At 63.8% G+C, this 26,697-nt stretch carries 21 protein-coding genes and 1 pseudogene; 10 read left to right on the forward strand and 12 right to left on the reverse strand.

Going from position 1 to position 26,697, the window contains the following annotated elements:
- The 8 genes and pseudogenes from J7E80_RS09790 to glmS all read right to left on the reverse strand — a co-directional run.
- Window positions 1–379 (reverse strand): annotated as a pseudogene (locus J7E80_RS09790) (inositol-3-phosphate synthase); the annotation flags it as partial.
- A 181-nt stretch (window positions 380–560) separates the two neighbouring features.
- Window positions 561–1,601 carry an L-glyceraldehyde 3-phosphate reductase gene (gene mgrA, locus J7E80_RS09795; RefSeq protein ID WP_215051280.1) on the reverse strand — a complete coding sequence of 347 codons (1,041 nt, stop codon included), beginning with the start codon at window positions 1,599–1,601 and terminating at the stop codon, window positions 561–563.
- A gap of 134 nt (window positions 1,602–1,735) precedes the next feature.
- On the reverse strand, window positions 1,736–3,541 hold the full coding sequence (gene treZ, locus J7E80_RS09800) for a malto-oligosyltrehalose trehalohydrolase (RefSeq protein WP_215051281.1): 1,806 nt from the start codon (window positions 3,539–3,541) through the stop codon (window positions 1,736–1,738).
- The gene (treY, locus tag J7E80_RS09805) at window positions 3,538–5,856 is read right to left on the reverse strand and encodes a malto-oligosyltrehalose synthase (protein ID WP_215051282.1); all 2,319 of its coding nucleotides are present in this window, start codon (window positions 5,854–5,856) and stop codon (window positions 3,538–3,540) included. Before treY ends, treZ begins: the two co-directional genes overlap by 4 nt.
- Window positions 5,853–8,387 (reverse strand): glycogen debranching protein GlgX, encoded by a 2,535-nt coding sequence (gene glgX / locus J7E80_RS09810; RefSeq protein ID WP_215051283.1) that lies wholly within the window; start codon window positions 8,385–8,387, stop codon window positions 5,853–5,855. Before glgX ends, treY begins: the two co-directional genes overlap by 4 nt.
- A 69-nt stretch (window positions 8,388–8,456) precedes the next feature.
- The gene (locus J7E80_RS09815; RefSeq protein WP_215051284.1) at window positions 8,457–10,028 is read right to left on the reverse strand and encodes an NAD(P)H-hydrate epimerase; all 1,572 of its coding nucleotides are present in this window, start codon (window positions 10,026–10,028) and stop codon (window positions 8,457–8,459) included.
- 19 nt (window positions 10,029–10,047) lie between these two features.
- Complete coding sequence (locus J7E80_RS09820) at window positions 10,048–10,395, reverse strand: holo-ACP synthase (RefSeq protein WP_215051285.1); 348 nt, start codon at window positions 10,393–10,395, stop codon at window positions 10,048–10,050.
- Between the two features lie 4 nt (window positions 10,396–10,399).
- Window positions 10,400–12,292 (reverse strand): glutamine--fructose-6-phosphate transaminase (isomerizing), encoded by a 1,893-nt coding sequence (gene glmS / locus J7E80_RS09825; RefSeq protein ID WP_215051286.1) that lies wholly within the window; start codon window positions 12,290–12,292, stop codon window positions 10,400–10,402.
- A gap of 191 nt (window positions 12,293–12,483) precedes the next feature.
- Here glmS and coaA point away from each other — a divergent pair, with 191 nt between their 5' ends.
- Window positions 12,484–13,449, forward strand: coding sequence for a type I pantothenate kinase (gene coaA / locus J7E80_RS09830; protein WP_215051287.1), 966 nt, complete (start codon window positions 12,484–12,486; stop codon window positions 13,447–13,449).
- Between the two features lie 5 nt (window positions 13,450–13,454).
- On the forward strand, window positions 13,455–14,432 hold the full coding sequence (locus J7E80_RS09835) for a D-alanyl-D-alanine carboxypeptidase family protein (protein ID WP_215051288.1): 978 nt from the start codon (window positions 13,455–13,457) through the stop codon (window positions 14,430–14,432).
- Between the two features lie 83 nt (window positions 14,433–14,515).
- Here the strand turns inward: J7E80_RS09835 and J7E80_RS09840 are convergent, their stop codons facing one another.
- On the reverse strand, window positions 14,516–16,114 hold the full coding sequence (locus J7E80_RS09840) for a phenylacetate--CoA ligase family protein (protein ID WP_251036700.1): 1,599 nt from the start codon (window positions 16,112–16,114) through the stop codon (window positions 14,516–14,518).
- On the reverse strand, window positions 16,107–17,186 hold the full coding sequence (locus J7E80_RS09845; protein WP_215051289.1) for a hypothetical protein: 1,080 nt from the start codon (window positions 17,184–17,186) through the stop codon (window positions 16,107–16,109). The genes J7E80_RS09840 and J7E80_RS09845 overlap by 8 nt, the downstream gene beginning before the upstream one ends.
- Window positions 17,187–17,540: 354 nt before the next feature.
- Between J7E80_RS09845 and mscL the strand changes: the two genes are divergently transcribed.
- Both mscL and J7E80_RS09855 read left to right on the forward strand, forming a co-directional pair.
- On the forward strand, window positions 17,541–17,936 hold the full coding sequence (gene mscL / locus J7E80_RS09850; RefSeq protein WP_215051290.1) for a large conductance mechanosensitive channel protein MscL: 396 nt from the start codon (window positions 17,541–17,543) through the stop codon (window positions 17,934–17,936).
- A 569-nt stretch (window positions 17,937–18,505) separates the two neighbouring features.
- On the forward strand, window positions 18,506–18,979 hold the full coding sequence (locus J7E80_RS09855) for a hypothetical protein (RefSeq protein ID WP_215051291.1): 474 nt from the start codon (window positions 18,506–18,508) through the stop codon (window positions 18,977–18,979).
- 70 nt (window positions 18,980–19,049) lie between these two features.
- Here the strand turns inward: J7E80_RS09855 and glmM are convergent, their stop codons facing one another.
- Entirely contained in the window at window positions 19,050–20,423 is a 1,374-nt protein-coding gene (glmM, locus tag J7E80_RS09860; protein WP_215051292.1) for a phosphoglucosamine mutase, read from the reverse strand.
- A 384-nt stretch (window positions 20,424–20,807) separates the two neighbouring features.
- Here glmM and J7E80_RS09865 point away from each other — a divergent pair, with 384 nt between their 5' ends.
- The 4 genes from J7E80_RS09865 to J7E80_RS24595 all read left to right on the forward strand — a co-directional run bounded on the left by J7E80_RS09865 (window position 20,808) and on the right by J7E80_RS24595 (window position 23,088).
- Entirely contained in the window at window positions 20,808–21,920 is a 1,113-nt protein-coding gene (locus tag J7E80_RS09865; protein WP_215051293.1) for an acyltransferase, read from the forward strand.
- Window positions 21,921–22,174: 254 nt separating this feature from the next.
- Entirely contained in the window at window positions 22,175–22,459 is a 285-nt protein-coding gene (locus tag J7E80_RS24590; RefSeq protein WP_396020753.1) for an IS3 family transposase, read from the forward strand.
- Window positions 22,456–22,659 carry a DDE-type integrase/transposase/recombinase gene (locus J7E80_RS09875; RefSeq protein WP_215051295.1) on the forward strand — a complete coding sequence of 68 codons (204 nt, stop codon included), beginning with the start codon at window positions 22,456–22,458 and terminating at the stop codon, window positions 22,657–22,659. Before J7E80_RS24590 ends, J7E80_RS09875 begins: the two co-directional genes overlap by 4 nt.
- A gap of 48 nt (window positions 22,660–22,707) precedes the next feature.
- Window positions 22,708–23,088 carry an integrase core domain-containing protein gene (locus J7E80_RS24595; protein ID WP_215051296.1) on the forward strand — a complete coding sequence of 127 codons (381 nt, stop codon included), beginning with the start codon at window positions 22,708–22,710 and terminating at the stop codon, window positions 23,086–23,088.
- On the opposite strand, the gene J7E80_RS24600 is transcribed toward J7E80_RS24595, so the two are convergent.
- On the reverse strand, window positions 22,989–23,402 hold the full coding sequence (locus J7E80_RS24600; RefSeq protein ID WP_396020750.1) for an acyltransferase family protein: 414 nt from the start codon (window positions 23,400–23,402) through the stop codon (window positions 22,989–22,991). The two genes, J7E80_RS24595 and J7E80_RS24600, sit on opposite strands and share 100 nt — an antisense overlap.
- 82 nt (window positions 23,403–23,484) lie before the next feature.
- Here J7E80_RS24600 and J7E80_RS09885 point away from each other — a divergent pair, with 82 nt between their 5' ends.
- Both J7E80_RS09885 and J7E80_RS09890 read left to right on the forward strand, forming a co-directional pair.
- A complete protein-coding gene (locus tag J7E80_RS09885; protein WP_396020751.1) occupies window positions 23,485–24,798 on the forward strand; it encodes a glycosyltransferase in 1,314 nt (437 codons plus the stop codon).
- Window positions 24,795–26,681: a glycosyltransferase family 39 protein gene (locus J7E80_RS09890; protein ID WP_251036701.1), complete on the forward strand. Its 1,887-nt coding sequence runs from the start codon at window positions 24,795–24,797 to the stop codon at window positions 26,679–26,681. Before J7E80_RS09885 ends, J7E80_RS09890 begins: the two co-directional genes overlap by 4 nt.
- The last annotated feature ends 16 nt before the right edge of the window (window positions 26,682–26,697 follow it).

A 26,697-nucleotide genomic window follows, 5' to 3' on the forward strand; every position in this document is an offset into this window, starting at 1 on the left:
CGTCCCTGAGTGCCTTGACCACATCCACGGGCTCGGCCGGGGACTGCTCGATCGTCTCGAGGTAGTACCTGCCCAGGCCATCCAGCGTGTGGCCGCGCTGCACCGTCACGCCGGTGGGCGGCACGTCCGCGATCTTGATGGTGTTGTTTTCGCTGGCGAGGATGGCGTCCGCCAAATCGACGCCAACCTTCTTGCCGTCAACGTCGAACGCGGCCACGAACTGGACATCGTTGACGTGGTACTTGCCGAACTCAACGTGCATCAGACCCGGGATCGTAGCCTGGGGGTCGGCATCCCGGTAGTAGTGGACACCCTGGACCAGCGAAGCGGCGCAGTTACCCACACCGACGATTGCGACACGAATCGGATTTGAAGACACGGAACTCCTTTGAGAACAAACTTCACGTGCCCTGCGCGTCGTTACCCTGTTGAACGACGGCGTCTGACGGACACAGCGCCACGTGGCGCCCTAACAGTCTAGCCAACTGTGCCGGAGCCGGCTTTGTTCCCGCCGCTCCGGCACAGTTCATTACTTTTGCCTCATTGCCTCTGTTCCGGCATCACACCTTCTGTGCCCAGAGGTTGATATCGGATTCGACGGCGAACTCGTCGATCGCCGAGAGTTCCTCGGGGCTGAAGTCCAAGTTGTTGATGGCCGAGAGGCTGTCTTCCAGCTGCCCGACGCTGGACGCGCCGATCAGTGCTGAGGTGACTGGTGAGCCCTTGGTCTGGTCGCGGAGAATCCAGGCGATGGCCATTTGTGCCAGGGACTGACCGCGGTCGGCGGCGATCCCGTTCAGCCCGCGGACTCGGTCCAGCTTGTCCTGGGTGATGGAGGATTCGGAGAGGAACCGGGCCTTAGCCGCCCGGGAATCGACCGGGATACCGTGCAGGTAGCGGTCGGTGAGCAGGCCCTGGGCCAGCGGGGAGAAGGCGATGGAGCCGGCACCGACCCGTTCCAGCGCCTCGTACAGGTTGGGGCTGCCGTCCTCGGTCCACCGGTTCAGCATCGAGTAGCTGGGCTGGTGGATGAGCAGCGGCGTGCCGAGATCCTTGAGAATGCTGGCGGCCTTGAGGGTCTGCTCCGGTGTGTAGGACGAGATGCCCGCGTACAGGGCCTTGCCGGAGCGCACCGCGTGGTCCAGGGCGCCCATGGTTTCCTCCATGGGCGTCTCCGGATCGGGACGGTGGCTGTAGAAGATGTCCACGTAATCGAGGTCCATGCGCTGGAGCGACTGGTCCAGGCTGGACAGCAGGTATTTGCGGGAGCCCCATTCCCCGTACGGCCCGGGCCACATGTGGTAGCCGGCCTTAGTGGAGATGACCAGTTCGTCGCGGTAGGGCCTGAAGTCTTCCTTCAGGTGGCGGCCGAAGTTGGTTTCCGCCGATCCAGCCGGCGGGCCGTAGTTGTTGGCCAGATCAAAGTGGTTGACGCCCAGGTCGAAGGCACGGCGCAGGATGGCTCGCTGCTCGTCGAAGCGCTTGTCGTCGCCGAAGTTGTGCCAGAGGCCCAGCGAAACGGCCGGAAGCTTCAAGCCGCTGCGCCCGACGCGGCGGTACGGCATGGTTTCGTAACGGTTGTCAGCAGCCAAATAAGTCATACGTACCATCCTGCCAGCCGGACGCGGTCCACGGGGCCGGCGTCCATCATCCGGTCAGGACGACGGACGCCAACCTGGGCAGCAGGCGGGGGTGCCGGGTGTGGCGGCCGTGCAGCGTGGCGCCCTTTAGCCTGTCAGTCGCCGAGGACGACGGCGCTCAGCCCCGGCAGCTCCACCTTGCCGCCGTCCACACGGACCGCGTCATCGGTGGCCAGAAGAACGCTGGCTCCCGGGCGGTCCAGGGTCACGGACTGCTCGGCGAAGTTCAGCAGAACCTGCACGCTGCCGCGGCGGTAGCGCAGCCAGTGGGCGTCGTCGTCGAACTCCACCTCCGTGTCCTCGAAGCCCAGTGTCGTCAGGTCCGGCGTCGTGCGCCGCAGCTGAATGAGGGACCGGTACAGCTCCAGCAGTCTTGCGTGGTCACCGTCCGAGGCTTCCGCCCAGTTCAGCTTGGAGCGCGTGAATGTCTCCGGATCCTGCGGATCGGGCACGACGGCGGGGTCCCACCCCATGCGTTCGAACTCCTTGATCCGGCCCTCGGCAGTCGCTTTGCCAAGCTCGGGCTCCGGATGTGAGGTGAAGAACTGCCAGGGCGTGGTGGCACCGTACTCCTCCCCCATGAAAAGCATGGGCGTGAACGGTCCGGTCAGCGTCAGCACCGCGGCCAGTGCCAGGCTGCCGTACGGAAGCGTCTGGGACAGCCGGTCTCCGATGGCCCTGTTGCCGATCTGGTCGTGGTTCTGCGAGCAGACCACCAGCGCCGCGGGATGAACGGCGCTGAAGTTGATCGGCCGGCCATGGTGGCGCCCGCGGAAGCTGGAGTAGCTTCCGTCGTGGAAGAAGCCGTCCCGCAGCACCTTGGCCAGGGCGCCCAGCGAATCGAAGTCGCTGTAGTAGCCGGTGGTTTCCCCGCTGACGTTGACGTGCACGGCGTGGTGGAAGTCGTCGCTCCACTGGCCGGCCAGGCCGTAGCCGTTGACGTCCCGGGAGTACAGCAGGCGGGGGTTGTTGAGGTCGGATTCCGCAATCAGGGTCAGCGGACGCCCGGCCTCGGCCGAAATGTCGTCGGCCAGCGCCCCGAAGTCCTCCAGGATGTGCACGGCCCGCTCGTCCTTGAGGGCGTGGACGGCGTCGAGGCGGAGGCCGTCCACCCGGTAGTCGCGCAGCCACATGGCGACGTTGTCGAGGATGTACCGGCGAACGTGGTCCGAGCCCGGCCCGTCCAGGTTGACCGAGTCGCCCCAGGTGTTGCCTTCCCCGTGCTTGAGGTACGGCCCGAACCTGGGAAGATAGTTCCCGCTCGGCCCGAGATGGTTGTAGACGACGTCCTGGATGACGCCGATGCCGGCGGCGTGGGCGGCATCCACGAACCGCTGGTAGGCGGCAGGCCCGCCGTAGCCCTCGTGGACCGCGAACCACTGCACGCCGTCGTAACCCCAGTTGTGGGTACCGTTGAAGGCATTCACCGGCAGCAGCTCCACGAAGTCGATGCCCAGCCCTGCGAGGTAGTCCAGCTTCCCGGCGGCGGCGTCGAGCGTGCCTTCGGGCGTGAACGTTCCGAGGTGGAGCTCGTAGATCACGGCGCCCTGGAGCTCCCTGCCCTGCCATCCGCCGTCCTGCCAGCGGTGGGCTCCCGGATCGAACGTGCGGGAGAGCGCGTGGACACCTTCCGGCTGGCGGCGGGTCCGGGGATCGGGCAGCGGGATTTCGTCGCCGTCGAGCAGGTACCCGTAGTCCACATCCGCACCGGCCGGTGCGTCCGGGGCCGTCCACCAGCCCTCATCCTCCGGTCCGCTGCCGGGGCGGGGGCTCATGGGGTAGCGCGCCCCCGCGGCCAGGAGCGTGACGGCGCGTGCCTCGGGCGCCCAGACGTCGAAGCGTCCAGCTCCCTGCCCGGGCTTCGCGGCCTGGCCGGGACGGACTGGGGGGTTCTGCGTCATGACTTTGCTCCTGTCTCGGGAACCAGCAAGGCCACCGGGTAGGACCGGAAGACCTCTGAAAGCGCCGCCGGACCCGGGCCGAAGCTGGAACCGGTCAGTTCGTCCTTCATGGCTGCCTCAAGCTCGACGGCGGTGTCGCGCCAGCCGCCCGACTGTTCCAGTCCGTAGGGAAGCCGGGTAGCAAGGGTGAGGACACCTCCAGCGCCACGGTCGAACGCCAGCAGGTGCGGAGCCGCGGGGCCGCTCGCCTGCACCGGGCGGTAGCCGGTGAAGAGTTCCGGCCGTTCGCGGCGCAGCCGCAGGGCTCGGGACGTGACCAGCAGCTTGGTCCGCTCGTCGAGGAAGGATTCCGGACGCTCTCCGGCATCCAGCTGTTGGAGGGCCTGCCTGCGGTCATCAAAGCTGAACGGGCGGCGGTTGTCGGGGTCGGTGAGCGAACGGTCCCAGAACTCGGTTCCCTGGTAAACGTCCGGCACTCCGGGCATGGTCAGCTGCACGAGCTTCGCCGCGAGCGAGTTGGACGCACCATAGGGTTCCAGCAGCGCCATGAGGGCCTCGAGTTCGGCGCGGACCTCCGGGTTGTCGAAGACGGAGTCGACGGCGGCTGCCAGCCTTTCTTCGAACGCGGGATCGGGATCGATCCAGTTTGTTGAGTTGCCGGCTTCGCGCGCGGCTTTGAGGGCATAGGACTGGAGGCGTTTCCGGTCCGCGGGCCACGCGCCGGCGATGGCCTGCCAGAGCAGGACCGACAGCGGACCGTCAGGCAGCGGCGCCAGGGCATTGAGCCGGTCGAAGGCCCTTTCCCAGTCCCCCACCACCTCGGAGATCACCGAAATCCGAGCCCGGGTGTCCTCGCTGCGCTTGGTGTCGTGGGTGCTGAGCGTGGTCATGGACAGCGGAAGCTCGGCCTGGCGCCGCGACATCCGCGCATGGAACTCTTCCGGCTCCAGCGAGAACTCGGTGGGGTCCGCGCCTACTTCGGTGAGGGTGCCCAGCCTGTTGTAGCGGAAGAATGCGGTGTCCTCCACGCCCTTGGCCATGACCATTCCCGAGGTCTGCTGGAACCTGCGGGAGAGTTCAAGGTCCGTGTCCAGCAGCAGCGGCTGCAGCAGCTGAATGGCTTGGTCGAGCTCCGGACGCCAGCGGGCGGCGAGCTCACAGGCTTCCTTGAGGACTTCCGCGCCTTCGGGGAGGTAGGTGCGGTAGACGGGGAACGCCGCGATGATTTCCGCAATCGCATCCGCTGCCGACTCCCGGGAGAGGCCGGAGCCTTCAGGCACCAGCCGGGCAAGCCGCAGGATCTCCGAATGGAGGATGCCGTCCGTGATCCGGCGTTTGGTGCCGCGGATCATCTCCTGGTAATCAGCCGGGTGGCCGCCGCGCAGCCGGGCGTCAAGCCGGTCCAGCGCTTCGCGTCCCTGCTGGTCAACGAAGACCCTGTCGACGTCAGCGAGGGCGTCATAGCCGGTGGTGCCTTCGCATTCGAAGCTGGCCGGCAGTTCCTCCCCTGGTTCGAGGATCTTTTCGACGAGCAGGTACGCGCCGCCGGTGACGTCGCGGAGCCGTTTGAGGTAGCCGCCCGGATCGGCGAGGCCGTCAGGGTGGTCGATCCGCAGTCCGTCGGCGAGTCCCTCGCGGAACCAGCGCACCACTTCCACATGCGCTTCATCGAAGACCGCGGGCACCTCGACGCGGACGCCGGCGAGCGTGTTCACGGCGAAGAACCGGCGGTAGTTCAGCTCGTTGTCCGCGCGGCGCCAGCCGATCAGTTCGTAGTGCTCCCGGCTGTGGACATCCCGCGGGGAGTCGCCGTCGGCGTAGCTGCCGTCCGCCAGCGGGAAACGGTGGTCGTAGTACCGCAGCTCCCCGTCCTTGATTTCCAGCTGGTCGAGGTCGTCATCGCTGCCGAGGACAGGAAGGCGGATGCGGCCGCCGGCAAGGTCCCAGTCGACGTCGAACGCCTCGGCGTAGCGGGACTGGCGCCCCTCCTTGAGCAGGGACCACCACCACGGGTTTTGGACCGGCGTTGCCACTCCCACGTGGTTGGGCACGATGTCGATCAGGACGCCCATGCCGGCGGCGCGGGCGGCGTTGGAAACGGCGGCCAGTCCTTCCGGGCCGCCCCGTTCGGGGTCCACCACGGAGGGATCGGTGACATCGTAGCCGTGATCGGAACCGCTCTCGGCTTTCAGGACGGGCGAGAGGTAGATCCAGTCAACACCAAGTGAGTGCAGATAGGGCACGGTTTCGGCGGCGTCAAACAGCGTGAACCCCTGCCTGATCTGCAGCCGGTAGGTGGATGCCGGGGTCCTCATGAGCCTGCCTCCGGCTGCTTGCCCGCCGGCTTCTGCCTCGGCTTGCCCGCCCGCTTCCCTTCCGGCCTGCCCGCCGGTTTCGGTTCCGGTTTCCCCGCCGGCTTCGGTTCCGGCTCCTGTCCCGGGTTCACCGCAGGCTCCGGCTTCAGCGCAGACTCCGTGTCCGGGTTCACCGCAGGCTCCTCCACCAGCACTGCCGCAGGCTCCGGCTTCACCTCAGGCTCCTCCACCGGGTTCACCGCTGGCTCCTCCTCCGGCTTGCCCACCGGATCCTCATCCGGCGTCACGTCCGGCTCGGCCGCTGCCTTCTTCGTCGTCTTCGGCTCGGGAACGGCCGGCGACGTGAGCGTTGCGGTTTCGGTGGTTGCGGTCTGCGTCAGCGCGGCTAGCGAGGCAGCCACGGAATGGTCCGGCTCCTCCTCGGGGGCACTGTGGGCGCGCAGCACCACGAGTGATTTCGCCGCCACGGACAGCTTGCCGCCGGCCTGCACGGGCTCGGAATCAGCACCTTCGCCCGCGGTGTCAATGATGATGTCCCAGGCCGGCGCGTACTCGTCCGCCGGCACCCTGAACACGACGTCGCCGTCGTGCGCGTTGAAGTAGAGCAGGAAGTTGACGTCCGTGATGCGGCGTCCCCGGATGTCCTTGCCCTGGATTCCGTCACCGTTGAGGAAGACGCCCACAGCCCGGCCGAAGCCGCTGTCCCAGTCCTCCGGCTGCATGGTGTTTCCGTCCGGGTCCAGCCATACGATGTCCGGCAGCCGCTCGCCTTCACCTCGGCGGACCGGCCTGCCGTCGAAGAAGCGGCTGCGCCTGAACGTGGGGTGTTTGGCCCGCAGCGAATTGACGGCGGCCGTGAACTCGACCAGCGGCTGGTCAACGTTGTCCCAGTTGATCCAGGTCAGTTCCGAGTCCTGGCAGTAGCCGTTGTTGTTGCCCTTCTGCGTGCGGCCCAGTTCGTCACCGTGCAGCAGCATGGGCACGCCCTGGGACAGCAGGAGTGAGGCGATGAAGTTCCGCTGCTGCCGGGCACGCAGCCCCAGAACCTTGGGGTCATCGGTGGGTCCTTCGACGCCGCAGTTCCAGGAGCGGTTGTGCGATTCGCCGTCGTTGTTGCCCTCGCCGTTGGCCTCGTTGTGCTTCTCGTTGTAGGAGACCAAATCAGCAAGCGTGAAGCCGTCGTGGGCCGTGACGAAGTTAATGGAGGCCACGGGGCGGCGGCCGGAGTGCTCGTAGAGGTCGGCCGAGCCGGTGATGCGCGAGGCGAACTCGCCCAGCGTGGCGGGCTCGCCGCGCCAGAAGTCGCGGACGGTGTCGCGGTATTTTCCGTTCCACTCCGTCCACTGCGGCGGGAAGTTGCCCACCTGGTAGCCGCCGGGGCCGACGTCCCACGGCTCGGCGATCAGCTTCACCTGGGAGACCACCGGGTCCTGCTGGATAAGTTCGAAGAAGGTGGACAGTTTGTCGACGTCGTAGAACTCGCGGGCCAGCGTGGAGGCGAGGTCGAAGCGGAACCCGTCCACGTGCATCTCGGTCACCCAATAACGCAGGGAGTCCATGAGCAGTTGCAGGGAGTGCGGCTGGCGGACGTTCAGCGAGTTTCCGGTACCGGTGTAGTCCATGTAGTGCTGGAGGTCACCCTCCATGAGCCGGTAGTAGGCCTGGTTGTCGATGCCCTTGAACGACAGCGTGGGGCCGAGGTGGTTGCCCTCCGCAGTGTGGTTGTAAACCACGTCGAGGATGACTTCGATGCCTGCCCGGTGCAGCGATCGGACCATGGCCTTGAAGTCCTGGACCTGCTGGCCGGTGTCGCCGGTGGAGCTGTAGCTGTTGTGCGGGGCGAAGAAGCCGATGGTGTTGTAGCCCCAGTAATTGTTCAGCCCCTTGTCCTCCAGAATGCCGTCGTTGACGAACTGGTGCACGGGCATGAGCTCGATCGCGGTGACGCCGAGCTTCTGAAGGTGGGAGATGACGGCGGGGTGGGCCACGCCGGCGTAGGTGCCGCGCTGCTCCTCGGGGATCTCGGGGTGGAGCTGCGTGAGGCCCTTGACGTGGGCCTCGTAGATCACGGACTGGTGGTACGGGATCCGCAGGTTATGGTCGCCGTCCCAGTCGAAGAACGGATTGATCACCACGCCCATCATCATGTGGGGCGCGGAGTCGGCGTCATTCCGGGAGGAGGGGTCACCCATGTTGTAGGAGAACAGGGCGGGATCCCAGTCGATCTGGCCGTGCACTGCCTTGGCGTAAGGGTCCAGGAGGAGCTTGTTCGGGTTGAAGCGATTTCCCGAGGCTGGGTCGTAGGGTCCGTGCACGCGGTAGCCATACTTCTGTCCGGGCTGCACCTGCGGCAGGTAGCAGTGCCACACGTACCCGTCCACTTCCGCGACGTCGACCCTGGTTTCTTTGCCGTCCTCGTCGAAGAGGCACAATTCAACTTTGTCTGCCTTTTCGCTGAACAAGGCGAAGTTGGTTCCGGTTCCGTCGAAAGTGGCGCCAAGCGGGTACGCCGATCCGGGCCAGATTTCCATTCGTGCTCCTATTGTTGTCCAACATTGCCTCCGGCGGGTGTGTCGTGCACCACCTGCCGGGAACTCGTCTTACCGTAGCCGGTGCGGGTGACTATTACGCTGCCGCGGCCACTGATTGCTAAGCCCACTTACTTTATCCCAGATTCCGGGGATGGCCTCCGCGATCCTCCCCGCGGTGAGCGGAGCCCCGCCCGATGCGGCCGCTCCTGCCCGGCCGTGGAGGCTTGCCGCCATGGCGGCAATCGCCGCCCAACGCTCGTCCGGATCGATGCCCAGTTCACGGAAGCGGACGACGTCGGACCCCACCTGCGCGAGCAGCGCACCGATGACGCCGGCCAGCACATCGCCGCTGCCGGCGGTCGCCAGCCAGGGCGTTCCATCCGCCTGGCTGTAGAAGTCCTGGTAGGGCGATGCCACCAGTGTGGTGGCCCCCTTGAGCAGCACCGTGGCCTCTGTCAGGCCTGCGGCCTGGCGGGTGGCGGCAAGGGTTGAGGCCTCCACTGCAGCGCGGTCCAGCCCTGCACCGAGGCGCTTTAGCAGCGCGGCCAGCTCGCCAGCGTGCGGCGTCAGTACCACCTGCGGGGCCAGGACATCCGGCAACGCAGGCAGCGCGCCGGCGTCGGCCACCGTGGGCAGGCCGGAATCGGCCGCATCACGGACCAGCTGCATCTGCCCGCCGTCCGAACCGTCCATGCCGGAGCCGACGAGCCATGCCTGGACGTGGGTGTCGGCGACGGTCCCGGTGCTGCACACCACCTCCGGGCAGCTTTGCCGGATGAGATCGGCGACGTCGGGCGGGCCAAGGTAGCGCACCATGCCCACGCCGGCGGCGATTGCCCCTTGGCAGGCCAAAACGGCGGCGCCCGGGTAGGCACGCGAACCTGCCACGATGCCCAGGACACCCCGGGAATACTTGTGCGAGCGGCGCGCGGGGTTGGGAAGCAGGGTGGCCAGATCGGGGGTTTCAAGCCGCCGCAGCGCCGGCCAGGGAAGCCCGTCCTCGATCCCGATCGGAATTACGCGGACGTGCCCGGCGTAGTCGGCCCCGGGATCGGCCAGCAGGCCCGCTTTGGCGCCGCCAAAGGTGACGGTCAGGTGGGCGGGCAGCACGGGCCCGGCCGCTTCGCCGGTGTCGGAGTCGACGCCGCTGGGAACGTCGCAGGCCACCACGAGGCCGCGCACCGCGCCGGCCAGCACGGACACGAGCCCGGCGGCGGGTCCGCGCAGACCGCCCTGGGCGCCTGTTCCCAGTAGGGCGTCGATCACGACGTCGGCATTCCCGGCGTGCGCTGCCAGCTCACCGATGTTGGCTTCGGTCAGGATCTGGACGCGGCCGCCGGCCCGTTCGAAGGACGCCAGCGCTTCGGGGTGGGCGCTGCCCGAGGCGAGGACCGCCGTCGTCCGCATTCCCCGCCCCGCAAGCTGTGCAGCCGCGAAGAGGCCGTCCCCGCCGTTGTTCCCCTTGCCGGCCAGCACCACAACGCCGCAGCCGTAAAGGCGGCGGCCACGGGAGCGCAGCTCGGCGACGATCGCGTTGGCGAGGCCGTGGGCTGCCCGCTGCATGAGAACAGCGCCCATACCTGAATCCAGCAGGGGCTTTTCGGCCTCTCGTATCTGGGTTCCGGTATAGGCGCTGATCATAGGTCAGTCCGGAGGCGGGTCAGCCCTCAGCCAGGACGGTTGCGGTGGCGATGCCGCCGTCGTGGCTCATGGACAGGTGCCAGCGCTTGACGCCCTTCGCCTCCGCCACGGCCAGCACGGTCCCTTTGACTTGGAGCGTGGGGCCGTTCTGGTCCAGCCCGATCCAGCAGTCCTGCCAGTTCATGCCGGCCGGGGCCCCGAGGACCTTGGCCACGGCTTCCTTGGCGGCAAACCTGGCTGCCAGGGAGCGGGTGTTCAGTTCACGCTCGGCCGGAACGAACAGCCGGTCGCGCAGCCCGGGGGTGCGCTCCAGCTGACGGCCGAAGCGCTCAATGTCCACGACGTCTACGCCGATGCCAACGATCATGGGCTTACTCTACGGTGACGCTCTTGGCCAGGTTGCGCGGCTGGTCCACGTCGTATCCCTTGGCGGCGGCAAGTTCACAGGCGAAGATCTGCAGCGGCACAGTGGTGAGCAGCGGCATGAGCAGCGTGGGCGTTTCCGGCACGTAGAAGACGTGCTCGGCGTAGTCCCGGACTGCCTCGTCGCCTTCCTCAGCGACCACCAGCGTGCGGGCACCGCGGGCGCGGATCTCCTGGATGTTGCTGACCACCTTGGAGTGCAGCGAGTCCCGGCCCCGCGGCGAGGGCACGACGACGAAGACCGGCTGGCCTTCATCGATCAGCGCGATGGGGCCGTGCTTCAGCTCACCGGCGGCAAAGCCCTCGGCATGGATGTAGGCGATTTCCTTCAGCTTCAGCGCACCTTCGAGGGCCACCGGGTAACCAACGTGGCGGCCCAGGAACAGCACGGACTTCTCGTCCTTCATGCTGCGGGCGAGCTCGCGGAGTTCCTCCGCGGTGTCCAGGATCTTCTGGATCTTGGCAGGGATCTTGCCCAGATCCGCCAGCACGTCCTTGATCTGCCCGGAGAAGATGTTGCCGCGCAGCTGGGCAAGGTAGAGCCCCAGCAGGTACGCCGCGGTGATCTGGGCCAGGAACGCCTTTGTAGATGCCACGGCGATCTCCGGACCGGCGTGGGTGTACAGCACGGCGTCGGACTCACGCGGAATCGTGGAACCGTTGGTGTTGCAGATCGACACCGTGATGGCGCCCTGCTCCCGGGCGTACCGCACGGCCATGAGAGTGTCCATCGTTTCGCCCGACTGGCTGATGGACACCACCAGGGTGTTCTCGTCAACGATGGGGTCGCGGTAGCGGAACTCGTGGGCGAGCTCTACCTCGGTGGGGATCCGGCACCAGTTTTCGATGGCGTACTTGGCAACAAGGCCCGCGTAGGCGGCCGTGCCGCAGGCCAGCACGATGATCTTGTCGACCTTCTTCAGCAGCTGCGGATCGATGCGCAGCTCATCCAGGGTCAGTTTTCCGTTCAGGTCCGACCGTCCCAGCAGCGTCTGGGCCACGGCGTCGGGCTGGTCGTGGATTTCCTTCTCCATGAAGGAGGCGAAGCCGCCCTTCTCAGCAGAGGCCGGGTCCCAGTCAACGTGGTACTCCTTGCCCTTGGCGGGGGCCCCGAAGAAGTCGGTGATGTCCACCGTGTCGGCGGTGATGGTGACGATCTGGTCCTGGCCCAGCTCCACGGCACGGCGGGTGTAGTCGATGAAACCGGACACATCCGAGCCCAGGAAGTTCTCGCCCTCGCCGAGACCCACCACCAGGGGTGAGTTGCGGCGCGCGGCCACGACGACGTCGGGCTGGTCCGCGTGGACGGCGAGCAGGGTGAAGGCGCCCTCCAGGCGTTGGCAGGCCAGCTGCATAGCGGTGGTCAGGCCGCCGTCGGAAACGTCGCCGTTGAGTTTGTTCCGGAAGATGTCCCCCAGCAGGGCAGCCGCGACCTCGGTGTCGGTTTCCGACGCGAAGACGACGCCTTTGGCCAGGAGTTCCTGCTTCAGCTCGGCAAAGTTTTCGATGATGCCGTTATGGATCACGGCCAGCTTCCCGCCATCGGACAGGTGCGGGTGCGCGTTCTGGTCCGTCGGACCGCCGTGCGTGGCCCAGCGCGTATGGCCAATCCCGGTCAGCGACTCCGGCAACGGACGCGCCTCCAGCTCAGCGAGCAGATTGCTCAGCTTCCCGGACTTTTTCCGCGAGGAAATCACCCCGTCAGCCACCACTGCCACGCCTGCCGAGTCATAGCCCCGGTACTCCAGACGGCGCAGACCCTCAAGAACAACATCCAGCGCACCATGCCCGGCATCAGCCCGGCCAGACGTACGCCCTACATAACCCACGATTCCACACATGGGTATAAGCCTAACTGGCTTTGAAGAGAACGGACGTCGGACAACCTCCTGTGACGCCCCTGCCCTTCCCTCCGGGAGGGTTCCGCGCAGAAGCCGCCCGCAGCGCCTGCCAGCCCGAATCCGCCCGTCATCAGGCCCTTTGCTGCCGCCCGCATTTCGCTCTCGGCGTTGCGAGGGGCAGAATCTCTAGGGTGACTTCGCAACGCAATGAAGCGAACGGGGAGGGTGTCTCGCCGTTCGTTGAGCTGGACAGGCAAACCTGGTCCCGGCTCGCAGCCCAGATGGAACAGCCCCTTAATGAAGAGGACGTGCTGCGCCTTCGCGGGCTTGGCGACCCCCTGGACATGACCGAGGTCAGGGAGGTCTACCTGCCTCTGTCCCGCCTGCTGCACCTGTACGTGGAGGCTTCACATCAACTGCATGCGGCCACCACCACGTTCCTGGGGGAGCAGACCCAGCGGACGCCGTTCGTGATCGGCGTTGCGGGATCGGTGGCGGTGGGCAAGTCCACCATCGCCCGCGTGCTGCGGGAGATGCTGCGCCGCTGGCCCGGCACGCCCAATGTTGAGCTGATCACCACCGACGGCTTCCTCTACCCGCTGGCGGAACTCAAGCGCCGCCAGCTGCTCGAACGCAAGGGCTTTCCGGAGTCCTACGACCGGCGGGCGCTGCTGCGCTTCGTGAGTGCGATCAAGAGCGGCGCGGAGGAAGTCCGGGCACCCTGGTACTCGCACGTGACATATGACATCGTGCCGGGCAAGGAAGTGGTGGTCCGCCGCCCCGACGTCCTCATTGTTGAAGGACTGAACGTCCTGGCCCCCGCACGGCCCAGGCATGACGGTCGCCAGGGCCTGGCGCTGAGCGACTTCTTCGATTTCTCCATCTACGTTGACGCCAAGACCTCCCACATCGAGGAGTGGTACGTGGACCGGTTCCGCAAACTCCGCTCCACAGCGTTCGCGCAGCCGGAATCGTACTTCCACCGCTATGCCACGCTTTCGGACGAGGAAGCCGAGGTTACCGCCCGCGACATCTGGAAGCGGATCAATGAACCGAACCTCGAGGAGAATGTGCTGCCCACGAGGGGGCGTGCGCAGCTTGTTCTGACCAAGGAAGCCGACCACTCCGTCCGCCGCATGCTGCTGAGGAAGGTCTAGCACAGGTGTGCTACGACTGCTCCTCCGCTCAGGACGCAACGGCAGGTAACGCCGGGACTCCGCCCAGCCGGCGCACCATCGCCCGGCTGCTCCTCACCGGTGCGGGGCTGTCTGCGCTGGCCGCCTGCACGCCGCCAGTCCCCCCGCCTCCGCCCTCCGCCACGGGAGGGACGACGGAGTCCCTGTCATCCGGGTCCGCCCCACCCGGCGCCCTTTCCGGCAGTCCGTCCTCGCCGTCCCCCGACACCGGGACTCCGTCCGCTGCCCCGCCTGCGTCAGCCTCGGCACCGACGTCACCGTCCCCGTCAGCACCGCCGACGACAGTGAGCGCAACCCCCGGCGCGCCAGTGCCGCCGTCGGCCGCCGCCAGGCTGCCCAAGCAGTACTCCCTGACTAACCCAACCAGCCCCTGGCTGGTCGTTAACAAGCGGCGCCCCCTGAAGCCTGCGAACTTCGTCCCGGGGGATCTCGTCGAGCCGCGCGTCGCACTCGCCGTGTCCGGCGAGGCAGCGCTGCTCAACCGCACGACGGCGGCTGCCGCGGAACGGATGTTCGCCGCAGGGGCGGCGGACGGCGTGACGATGACGCTGGCCAGCGGCTACCGTTCGTACGCGACGCAGAAGGCCACGTACAACGGTTACGTCAGTGCGCGCGGGCAGGCAGCTGCCGACACCGCGTCCGCGCGTCCCGGCTACTCCGAGCACCAGACCGGCTGGGCGTTCGACATCGGCGACGGCGGCGGAGCCTGCAGCTTCCAGCCGTGCTTTGCCGAACAGCCGGCCGCGGTGTGGGCCAAGGCCAACGCGTACAGGTTCGGCTTTGTGGTGCGTTATCCGTGGATGCTGCATTCCGTCACGGGGTACTACTACGAGCCCTGGCACCTGCGGTATGTCGGAGTCGCGGCTGCCTCGGACATGCGGCAGCGCGGAATCAGCACACTCGAGGAGTACTTCGGCCTGGAAGCGGCACCGGGATACCGATAACTGCTACAGGGCGGCGGGTACCTCTGTGGATTTCGTCAAGCGGGGGCGGGTAGTAATCGCCATTGCGTGAACCATCGCTGGAGTCAGTCGGCGGCTGCCGGATTCTTCCGTGCCCGGAAGGTAAGATCCAGGCTCCAGTCTTGGGGAGCTGATGGACCGAGTTGCCAAACGTACTCGTTCTTGAGCTTCGCACCGTCAGACCTGAACGGGCCTGTGCGTAGCGGATAGAACGCAATCGTGGGCAGGCTGGTGTCAGGTGATGTCAGGATTGCATTGTTGAAATCGCCGTTCATGCGCCTAAGTTGCTCAACGACGTATTTCCTGTAGGCAACCTCGTCCAGGGTGCGCTCGTGAGTGGCTTTCGCCGTGAGCTGCAGCGCGATGTGAAGTTGTCGGTTTCCCTGCTCGTCTTCGAAACTGACGAGGCGGTGGTTCTCTACCGCTGCAAGAAGGGTCCGGTCACCGCTGAGGACGTCTCGCACTGCGTCCGGTGCGACGACGGCTCCGTTGAAGTCGACGGACAGGTCGCTCCTGCCGTAGTGGAAGAGCAGGGGGAGATCGAGAAACTGCTGCCGAATGATGTGTTCGAGCCCGAATTCCTTGAGCACGGGGTTGAGGTCGCGCACGCGCAGCACGTGCCCGCGGTCATGAATGTTGTACCGGATCCTCGGATTGACGTTCTCTTTTCGCACGATCGTGACGACGAGTTCTCCGTCCTCGTTTGTTTCTATGAGGTAGTCATAGGGGTTGAACTGGAAGATCATCGGCAGCACACTGTACTCTGCCTGCTTGGTTAGCCGCGCCGACAGCGCAGGGTTGGCCGCGATGGCCTGACGGAGCTCCACTGTGTAATCCGTCTCGATGGCCAGATTGATCTCAAGGTCCGAGGCCCCGTAGGAGCCGAAAGCGCTGTGCGCGTACTTTGTGATGTGCGCCCGCATGTTCTCACTGATGCCCTCGCCGCCGAACGCCGCCACGATGTCGAAGGCTTCCCAATCGATACGGTCATCGTCGAACAAGGCCTTCAGGAAGGGCGGGTAACTCAGGATGATGTACGTGTAATCCGTCCCGAACTCGAGCATCGTGGCGATCACCTTGTCTCGGTCCGGGCCAATGGATTTGATCATGGTGACATCCGTGAGGGAAGTACTGACGTTCATCCCTGTCGCCCACGCTCCGAGCGAGAAGCAGTTGAGCACGAACGGCTGCTTCTTGAGCGTCTCCGCAGTGCGCGAGAAGCCAACCTGGAGCAGCTGTCGAGTGGCGAGGCGTTCGTCGAGGCCGCGCACCCAGCTGGTGGGAACGCCTGAACTCCCCGAAGATTCATCGACTACGACACCACGGCGGGGAAGAACGCCGTCGACGCTGCGGGCCGGAATGGTCCAGCGTTTGATATAGCTGTCTTTGTCCATCTCTGGCAGTGCGGCGAAGGCCTCCGCAAGTGTCTTGCCTTTGAGGGAAAGCTTTCCGGGGACACCACGTTCGAGGAGGAAGCCGCGATAGGCCGGTACGCGTTTGGCTGCCATCTCAAAGGTTCGCCAGGCCCTCCAGCGGCCGGCGGCCCACCGGAAAGGCTCAATGCCGGGCATCAGCAGTATGCGGTGCGTGGAGACCCTTGGGGTGAACAGCCCGACAAACCTGTCCATCAGAAAGACGAATGCGAAAATGAACGTTTTACTCAAGGAGTGGCTCCTGTAGGACGCGTCCCTCGGGCAAAGGACTGAGCAGCATGGAGGTGGCGGGGCGTCGGTGTGAATTTGGAGGGGTGGAGCTGTAGCCGAATCTGAAGAGCATCCAAGCCATTCTGTTCGCGGATTCGTGGATTCCGGCCTCCCGAACGAATTCGGCGTGAGAGGCCGGGTTGGTGATCACAGTGCCGAAGGGATGAAGGTACACGCCACTTTCAGAGAAAAAGAGCCAGACCCGCATGAAGGTACGCCCGGCTTCGAGAAAGTGGGCAGGCTCAGCGAACGGGCCTTCCAGCCACCCGAGCTGTCGTACCCCGCGCATCGTACGCAGATACATGGCCCTGATGGGGCCGCCGATTACTGGGAAGGACCAAAGACTGCGGTTCCGCATCGCGAAGCGAAGCACCCGGCCAGGTATGATCATGGTTTCTGCACTCAGCCCGTCCCCCTGCGCGGCCGCTTCATCCTTTGAGAACCGCAACCACTGCATGATTTCTGCGTAGACCGCGTCATTGCGCAAGTCAGAAAAAAGAGTCTTCTGATTGATCCGCACCAGCGAAGAGACCATGCGGGCATCGATCGTCGACCGGAAATCGAATCCTTGCTCGGCGGCGATCGAAGAAGCCGCTGCGAGTATCTCGTCGCCCACGATCCTGCTGTCATAGGGTCGCCGGGAAGTCTGTCTGGAACGGAATGCAGCCAGCCGACGTTGAGCCGCGGACCGGGTCTCGGCGTCCGCGGCGGTCGGTTCCAATCGCACTGTGCCAATAAGATGCAAACGGTCTACGGCATCGAAATCCATTTCGGAGTGGTCAAGGGCCTCGATGGTGCGGTAGCCGCGGGCTGCGGCGACCACAGACAACGACTCCAGGAAGACGCCCGCGCAAACGTGGGCGAAAGGGATGCCAAACGATTCCGCAGGCAGCCCGAGGTCAAGGTCATAATAAACCCGTGCCGCTGTCTCGCTGATGGCCCGGAGCTTCATTGGCTGGGAGTTATGGGGCGAGGGATACCATCGGACGTCTTCGACAATTTCGAGCCACAGTGCCCCAGCTTCCTTAAGCATGTCGCCAATCTATGAGACACCAGTAACGATAGCCAGCCACGGGGAGTACTTCCTTCAGTAATTAGTTCGGGTAAACCTGCGAACTTGAGTTAAAAAGTCAGTTCAGTGGAGGGGTACGGCCAGATCGGGGCAATGAGGGTTATCAAAAGCCCCGGACTGCGTAGGGCTACTATTGCACTCTGCGCCCTAAAATAATGCCGTATTGGGGGTGTCGCGGCAGACATTCCCAGCTCGCTGCTCATGAAAACGGCGGGGGCAGAAAACATGCCGGGACGGAGCGGCTTACACACTCATCTTGCAACAGGACCCTGGCAACGACAAAGGTATCGGGGGCGGTGCGATAGTTTGGTTTCCATGCTTACCGGATTCAAGAAATTCATTCTCAAGGGCAACGTCATTGACCTGGCCGTAGCCGTCATCATCGGCGCCGCCTTCAGTTCCGTCGTGGACGCCCTGGTCAAGAGCGTCATGATGCCCCTCATTTCCTTGCTGGTGGGCGAGCCCAACTTTGACGACTTCCTTGCCTTTGGCGATGTCCGGTTCGGCGTGCTCCTCACCGCAGTGGTCAACTTCCTGCTGGTCGCCGCGGCCATCTACTTCGTCATTATTGTGCCGATGAACCACATGATCGAACGCCGCAACCGCAAGCTCGGCATAGACCAGGACGTCAAGGAAGAGGCCGCCGAAGACCCGCAGATCGCACTGCTCACCGAGATCCGGGACGCACTGCGCAGCCAGCCCACCAAATGATCACCTAGGGCTCTGGAGAACGCGACGCCTCCTACTTACCGGCGCGTCCTTTAGGGCAGTCCATCCACCCGGCCGAGGCCGCATCGGGCGACGACGTACCCCCAGAACAACAGTGCGTGTGGACGGGTTCCGCGCCAGCTCAAGGGGACAGAAGCGCCACTCTGCTCGACGACGGTGGCTGTCCACCGGCGTCGCACCAGCCCGGGCCGGCGCAGCCGGAGCTTGCTGAGGGAGGAATAGGGGATCCATCTCCCCGCATGGCGCTTCGCAAGGCCGACCGCACGAGCTGACGTAACGGTGGCGCGCTGAAAGTGTGGGTTCTCGCTGTGGTCCAGGGGGCCGTGCGGGATGGTGCCGGCGGGCAGGATGAGGATGCCATTCCGGTTGACCCATATTTGAACTCTCCAGCTGTCGCTGGCGGCGTCCCCGGAGACCAGCCGACACAGGTCGTCGTCTTCGGGAGGTTCCTCCGTCTGTGTCGGCAGTGTGGTCTGAGCCGTGGGCGCTGGATGGGGCGGGGCGACGCCGTCTTGGGCTGGGGTGCCCGGCTGACCCGGTGGATGCGGGGCATGAGCCCTCCTGTTGGCAGCAGCGACGGCCTGCATAACGGCTGCGCGCAGTCCATCGCCACACAACCGGGGCGCGTCAACGGCGAGCACTTCGCGATCGAGCTGGACAACCGAGCGGACACCGACCTGCTCTCCCAACAGGTCCGCCAGATCGTCGCGATCGGGGCGAACGAGCAGACCGACTGCGTCATCCAGTTCCACCAGCCAGCCGTGTTTGGCGATCTCGGGTTCGTCCTCGACCTCGACGGAGATCCAGTCCGCCAGCTCGGCCGGCCGAACCGGTCCGACGTCCTCCTCCGCAACGCATGGCACGAGGAGTCCCAGGCGCTCGACAACATCAGCGGTGTGAAGAATACAGTCATGCTTCTTCAGCCGGTGGTGCACCATTCCCGTCCGTCCTCACACGAGCTTCGACCGTCCTTTGGCACACGCGAGTCTACGGCAGCCAGCGTCCGGGACAAGGGGTCAAAGTAAAGCGGTCCGCCTCCCAACGGGGAGGCGGACCGCTTTTCTGATTGTGTGTTAGCTCCGGGGCGGAACCTGATTAGGGAACCAGTTCACTCGGGGCGCGGCCCAAGGCCAGCTCGGTTTTGACCACCTGTGCCAGGCGCTCGGCGATGACCTGAGCGGTCTCCTGGCTCCCTGCCTCCACCATGACGCGCACAACAGGTTCCGTGCCGGAGGGGCGAAGGAGGACGCGCCCGGTGTCTCCGAGTTCCGCCTCGGCAAGCCTTACGGCTGCGGCGAGGACCTGGTCGCCCTTGACGCGGCTGCGGTCCACGTCCTTCACGTTGATGAGGACCTGGGGAAGCTTGGTCATCACCGTGGCCAGATCCTTCAGCGGCTGCCCGGTGAGCGCCACCTGGGCTGCCAGTTGCAGGCCGGTCAGGACGCCGTCGCCGGTGGTGGCATAGTCGGCGAGGATCACGTGGCCGGACTGCTCGCCGCCCAGGTTGAAACCGCCGTCGCGCATCTCTTCGAGGACGTACCGGTCCCCTACTCCTGTCTCGCGGATTTCGATGCCCGCGTTACGCAGGGCGATCTTCAGTCCGAGGTTGCTCATCACGGTGGCAACGAGGACGTTGTCCGTGAGCTTGCCGGCGGCCTTGAGCGCAATGGCCAGGATGGCCATGATCTGGTCGCCGTCCACTTCATTGCCTTCATGGTCCACGGCCAGGCAGCGGTCGGCGTCGCCGTCATGGGCGATGCCAAGGTCTGCACCGTGGGCCACCACGGCGGCTTTGAGCGGCCCCAGGTGGGTGGAACCAACGCCTTCATTGATGTTCAGCCCATCCGGTTCGGCGCCGATGACCACGACGTCGGCCCCTGCGTCCTTGAAGACCTGCGGGGAACAGCCGCTGGCGGCACCGTGGGCGCAGTCCAGGACGACCTTCAGGCCGTGGAGGTTGTGCGGAAGGGTTCCCAGGAGGTGGACGATGTAGCGGTCCTCCGCGTCGGAGAAGCGCTGGATGCGTCCCACTTCGCCGCCGACGGGCCGGAACGGCTCCTTGCCCATCTGCTCTTCGATGGCGTCCTCCACCTCGTCGGGGAGTTTCTGCCCGCCGCGGGCGAAGAACTTGATCCCGTTGTCCGGGGCAGGGTTGTGGGAGGCGGAGATCATGACGCCGAAGTCCGCGTTCAGGTCCGCCACGAGGTAGGCCGCCGCAGGGGTCGGGAGTACGCCGGCGTCGTAGACATCGATGCCGGAGCTGGAAAGCCCGGCCTCCACGGCGGCGGCGATAAATTCACCGCTGGCCCGCGGATCCCTTGCAACCACGGCACGCGGCCGCGCACCCCCGCTGGCGCGTTCATGGCCAAGCACGACGGCGGCAGCCTGGGCCAGCTGCATTGCGAGCTCGGCAGTCAGCAGGCCATTCGCCAGGCCCCGGACACCGTCTGTTCCAAATAATGTAGACATCGGGTCAAGTGTAGAGGATGGGGTTGGTGGGCTGCGGAAGTGACGACCTGCAGAACCTGCCTACCTGTTTCTGCAGCCCGGCTACCTGCCCGACTACCTGCCGCAGAGCCGTGGACTACTTGTATTTTTTTGGGGAGTACGTCTCTTTTTCGTGGCAATACCCTTCTTTCCCCTAGGGCTACCTCTCTTTGGGTAAAAGCCTCGCTATCGGTTTTGGCCCGCCCCTACTATTCCATGCATGACACCTAGCACTGGGGGCTTGGCGCTCGACCTGCCGCGTACAGCTTTCGAAATCGTACTGGCCCTATCCGTCCTGATCTGATTCCGCGTACTGCGATTATGCTCACCGCAGCAATCTAGACCGATGGCAAGGGGACCTAGGGAATGCCAGTTCTTCGCATTCAATTGAGCAGCCTTACCGGGCTTCGGTTCTTCGCAGCGATGGCTGTCGTCTTCTACCACCTCCATCTCTATTTCCCCAAGATAACCGACAGCCTTGCCATATTCCGGTACGGATTCACCGGTGTCAGCTTCTTCTTCATCCTTTCCGGATTCGTCCTGACGTGGTCGCACCGTGCGGACGTCCGATCCGGGCGGTTCTATTGGAATCGGGTCGCCCGCATCTGGCCTCTCCATTTGTTGACCATGATCCTCTCAATTTGGATTCCAATGTTGAGCGCCTCACCGCCAGCAGATTGGTCCGCGATACCGTTTGTCCTGACCCTCACCCAAGCCTGGATCCCGGCAAGCGGCTTCCTCAACGCATTCAACGGCGTATCGTGGTCGTTGTCGTGCGAGGCTTATTTCTACTTATTGTTTCCTTTACTTTTCAGGCACCTTAGCAGTCGCCCACGGGTGGCCGGTATTGCAGGAACCGTCTTCGTGGCGTTGATCATTGTTGGCATTTGCCTATCCAAGTACTCCTCGATTCAAACAGCGAATTACCTTTTGGGAACCATGCCGCTTTACCGCATGGGAGAGTTCGTCCTAGGAATGTGCCTTGCGATGATTATGAAACGGGGCTGGCGCCCAGCCTTTCGTCTGCAGCACGCAATTGGAATGACCGCGTTGCTCACAGTGGGCTTGTTCGTCGCGCCACTGATCGTGAATGTGATGTCTGGGCCCGTACCAGTGATCTACGCCAATTTGATCATGATCCCGGGCTTCCTCGCACTCATCGCTACGGCCGCAAGCCGTGACTTATCCGCCAGTAGCACCGTGTTCGGTTCAAAGGCTTTAGTCCGGCTTGGTCAATGGTCGTTCGCGCTATACCTCGTTCACGAGTTGGTGATCAGGCTGGCCAGGCCTTTCCTGGCTGACATACCGATTGACGGGACCTTCGGAGTCGCTGTCCTTGCCGTCGTTTCGTCGATCGGACTTTCTGGCGTTCTCCATGAGTTCGTTGAGAAGCCCGCAGAAAAATGGCTGCGCTCGCGCGGTGCCCCTCAGACGGCACACACAGCGAACACAGTCTGGGCACACCGCCCAGAGAAATAGGAACTCTGACGATTTGGCGGTGGATCGGGTAACCGCGATGCTTGGCCTTGGCTGAAGAGCGCTCGGCTTTGCCTTACGTCGTTAACCAACCCTCGCTAGCGGAAGATTCCGTGGGGTTAGCCTCTCTTGGTGGACACCTGAATTACCGGGCTCCTTGGATTCTGCAGGAAGGTGTTCTTGTGAGCAGGACCCGACGGAAATCGGAATGCTTCGAGCTGATTGAGGCCGAGAAGACTAACTACTCGGTCCGGCGGATGGCCAGGCTTTTGAGGGTGTCCCGGTCCGGGTTCTACACCTGGCGCCGCAGACGCGCTTTGCGTTCCGCACCACGCGCTGTTGCTCGGGCTGAACTGGACGCGCAGGTCCGGCGGATTCATACCGATTCGAACGGGATCTACGGAGCGCCGCGGATCCCGGCTGTCCTGGCCAGAAACGGGACCGGTGTTGACCGGAAGACCGTGGCCGCCTCCATGCGCCGGCAGGGCCTGGAAAGGATCTCTCTCCCCCCGGCGCTTCCGGCCGGTAGCCCCGATCGGTGAGGCGCGGGTCCATTCCATCCCTGATCTGGTGGCCAGGAAAATGGGACACCGGGACCGTGGACGCGGTGTGGATCTCGGACATCACCTACCTGCGCACCGATCAGGGCTGGGTCTATTTATGCGCCGTCAGGGACGCATGCTCACGACGGGTCGCCGGATGGGCGATGAACTCCGCCCAGACCACCAGCCTGATTGACTGAGCGTTACGCATGGCTTAGATCCTGCGCGGCGCCGGCCCTGCCGGCGTCGTGTTCCATGCCGACCGGGGCACCCAGTACACCTCCGCCCAGCTCAACGATGTCTGCACCGGTCTGGGGATCCGCCAGTCCGTCGGACGGACCGGGGTCTGCTGGGATAACGCCATGCAGGAATCGTTCTGGTCCACCCTGAAGGCCGAGTTCTACAACCGGCGCCGCTGGACCCCACGACAGGACGCTAGCAACCGGCCGCTGGATCGAGGAGTTCTACAACCGGGCCAGGCTCCACTCCGCCCTGGGCTATACCACCCCTGTGGAACACGAACAATTCCTCACCACAGCAAAACTTCAGACGGCAAAAGCCGCCTGACCAACTGTCCACGATTTGCGGGCAACCTCATAGGGAAACCCAGACGGGCAAATAGATCCTGACAATACGTTTTCGCGAAATACGCCGCCCAGTTTGGTCGAGAATTTCCGACAAACGGAAGAGTCAGAACTAACGCAGACAAGATGAAGAAAATGTACACCGCTTCCTGACCGGCCCAGATTGGATGAAGGGGTATGAAGGTAGTCCACCAAACCCACGCGTTGAACGATCCCGTCCCATTGCTGTCCACCGCAGACGAAAGTTGCGGGGATACAAGGAAGCAATGATGTATGAGTACGACGAATGCAGCTAGACCCCTCAATCCGTCGAGTGACGTGTAGCGCGACGGTGCGCGTAATTGCTTGGAATCCCCCATTCGCCCACAGTATGGACCGCAAGTCACGTTGCACCCGAGTAGCAGCTACCTGTCCTCCGAGTCCTCGGATCAGACGGACTACTTGGTTTTTTGGTCTGTACCTGTCTTTGCTAAAAAGCCTCGCCCCCGTCCCTCCGGCGCCCATACTATTCGATGCATGACACCTAGCACTGGGGGCTTGGCGCTCGAAATCGTAGTACCGGTTTTCAATGAAGAAGCGGTACTCGAAAGCAGCATCACAAGGCTCACCGAATATCTGACGCACGAAATGCCTTCCACGTGGAAAATAACCATCGCGGATAATGCAAGCACTGACAAGACACCGGTGATTGCAGCTCGCCTCAGCGAGCATTTGCCCAACGTTGAGTACCGTCGTCTGAATGTAAAAGGACGGGGGTACGCTCTCCGGGATGCCTGGGGAGCTTCGGAGGCGAAAGTCCTCGCTTACCTTGATGTCGATCTCTCTACTGATCTGGCCGCGCTTCCGCCGCTGGTAGCACCTCTCCTTTCAGGGCACTCGGATATTTCCATCGGAACGAGGCTCGGACAAAATTCACGCGTAAGCCGCGGGCCGAAACGCGAATTCATTTCCAGGTCCTACAATTTCCTGCTTCGCCGGACAATGCAGGTGGGTTTTTCCGACGCCCAATGCGGCTTCAAGGCAATTCGTGCAGACGTTGCACAGCGATTACTTCCGCATGTGGAAGACAACGGCTGGTTCTTTGATACCGAACTGCTGATTATTGCCGAGCGGTCCGGGCTGCGTATCCACGAGATCCCGGTGGATTGGGTGGATGACCCGGACAGCAGCGTCGACATCCGGAAGACCGCCCTCGACGACCTCCGGGGCATGGTCCGTGTGGGCGGTTCCCTGGTCAAGGGGTCCATTCCGGTCCAGGCCATCTACGCGGAGTTGGGCCGGCGCCCTATCGTACCCCCAAGCCGGCCAAGCTTTTTTGGCCAAGTGATTCGCTTTGGCCTGGTGGGCGCTGTTTCAACGCTGGCATTTGCGCTGCTCTATATGGTTCTCCAGGGTCCGTTCGGGGCACAGGAAGCCAATTTCCTGTCCCTGCTCCTGACTGCTGTGGGTAACACCGCCGCCAACCGCCGGTTTACTTTTGGGATCAGCGGACCGGAAAAGCTGTTTACCCAGCAAGTCCAAGGTCTGCTCGTTTTCATGTTGGCTTGGGGCATCACTTCTTCGTCGCTTCTCGTGCTTCATTCAGTCAACCTGGATGCCACAGCGAGCATGGAGCTGCTCACCCTGACGGCGGCCAACGTCGTCGCAACCTTGATGCGGTTCGTGCTTCTCCGGATCTGGGTCTTCCGGGTCCGCCAGAAGGACGAACGGTCCGCGGTCCTCGCGCTGCGGCCCGTCGGACAGTCCGTCCGTTGAGCGTCACCGAGGCGGGCCGGACTGCGGCTCCACAGGGGAGGCGTGCGGCTCGCCGGGCGATGCCGTGGGGGAGGATCGGGCTGGTTGCCCTCCTCGTCGCGACTGCTGTGTCGTTCCTCTGGGGGCTGGACCGCAACGGATGGGCGAACCCCTACTACTCGGCAGCGGCGCAGGCCGGGTCCCAGGACTGGAAATCCTTCTTTTTCGGTTCACTTGAATGGGGCAACCTGATTACCGTAGATAAGACTCCGTTGAGCACGTGGGTGATGGCGCTCTCCGTGCGGTTGTTTGGTCTTAGCAGCTGGGCTATCCTCGTTCCGCAAGCCCTCATGGGCGTCGCCACCACATACCTCATCTATCGAATCCTAAAGCGCGGATTTGGCGCTGCCCCCGCGTTGTTCGGCGGCGCAATTTACTCCACAACGCCCGTAGTTTTCTTGATGTCCCGGTACAACAACCCGGAACCTCTCATGGGCTTGCTGATGGTCGCAGCCGTGGCCATGACTATACGGGCGGTGGAGAAGGGCTGGCTGCGGCTGTTTGCAGTCGCCGGACTTCTCCTTGGCCTTGGTTTCATGGCCAAACAGATTCAAGCGTTTGTGGTGATCCCTGCCTTGTGCGTCACGGTCCTCGGTTTCAGTTCCGGGAATTTACCAACTCGCATTCGGCATCTTCTAATTGCGGCGATATCGCTGTTGGGAACTTCAGCCGCTTGGCTTGTTGCTGTTGAACTGACGCCTTCTTCAAATAGGCCATACATCGGTGGTTCCAGCGCTAACAGTGCAATTGAACTGACGCTGGACTACAACGGCCTGGCTCGATTTATCCAGATTCCCATGAAGATCAACGGCAGTCGGTCGGCCTCTAAAGACGATCTTGCGCCATACAACGGAGGCTTCTCTCGCATCTTCGACGGTAACTTTGCCCCGGAGATCGCTTGGCTCCTGTTTCCGGCGATTGCCATATCCATCGCGTTGATTGTCTTGAATCGGACCTTAGGCTTCAGCGGACTCCAGAAGATTGTTGCTTTTCTCTCGGTGACGTGGTTCGCAACTGCGTTCTTACTGCTTTGCTTCATGGGTTCGATGATCCACACTTACTACACGTTCTCTCTCGCTGCCCCTATGGCTTTGGTGGTGCCAATCGGTTTGTCCGCCCTCTGGCGAACAAGAGACAGATTGGTTCTCCGCCTCATAGGAGGGGTTATCGTTGGTGCCGCCACCTACATGACTGTTCGCGTGCTCAATTATAGTGACGAATGGCCTGTGTGGTTTCGCGCCTTGGTGGTGGCCACCGGGGTTTTGGCCACCGCGGGCTGGCTGCTGGCCCCATCCGTGAGATGGACGCGCATCACTGCCTGCGCCGTGGCAGTCGCCTTCATGCTCGGACCAATTGGGGCGAACATTTATACCCTTTCGATCCCACAGAACGGCACGAATCCACAGTCCGGTCCAATTGCGAACGATCCCATGGCCATGTCGCGGCTGCTGTTGGCCGCAAGGGGAGCAAAGCCAGCCTGGGCCCTGCAGATTGCCTATGGCTCCATGCCGACAGCGGCGGTAGTGGACTTGCTGCGGGAAACCAGGGGTGACCAAGTGTGGGGTGCGGCCACATACTCGGCGCAGAACGCAGCACTTTACCAACTCGAATCAGGGATGCCTGTCATTCCACTGGGAGGCTGGCTGGGAACGGACCCTGCTCCAACACTGGCCCAGTTCAAGGGCCTAGTAGCTGATGGACGAATCGGATACTTCATTTGGCAGCAGGATCTCTTGGATAGGAACGAGCTGAGTGCAGAGACGCTGGAAATTTCGCGCTGGGTAGACGACAAGTTTGAGGAGCAGATCATTGACAACGTCAGAATCTACGATCTCCGGCGCTGAGACCGCCCCCTCGGCG

Origin of the sequence: Arthrobacter sp. ISL-28 (assembly GCF_018613875.1) — a bacterium.
Taxonomy (GTDB): domain Bacteria; phylum Actinomycetota; class Actinomycetes; order Actinomycetales; family Micrococcaceae; genus Arthrobacter.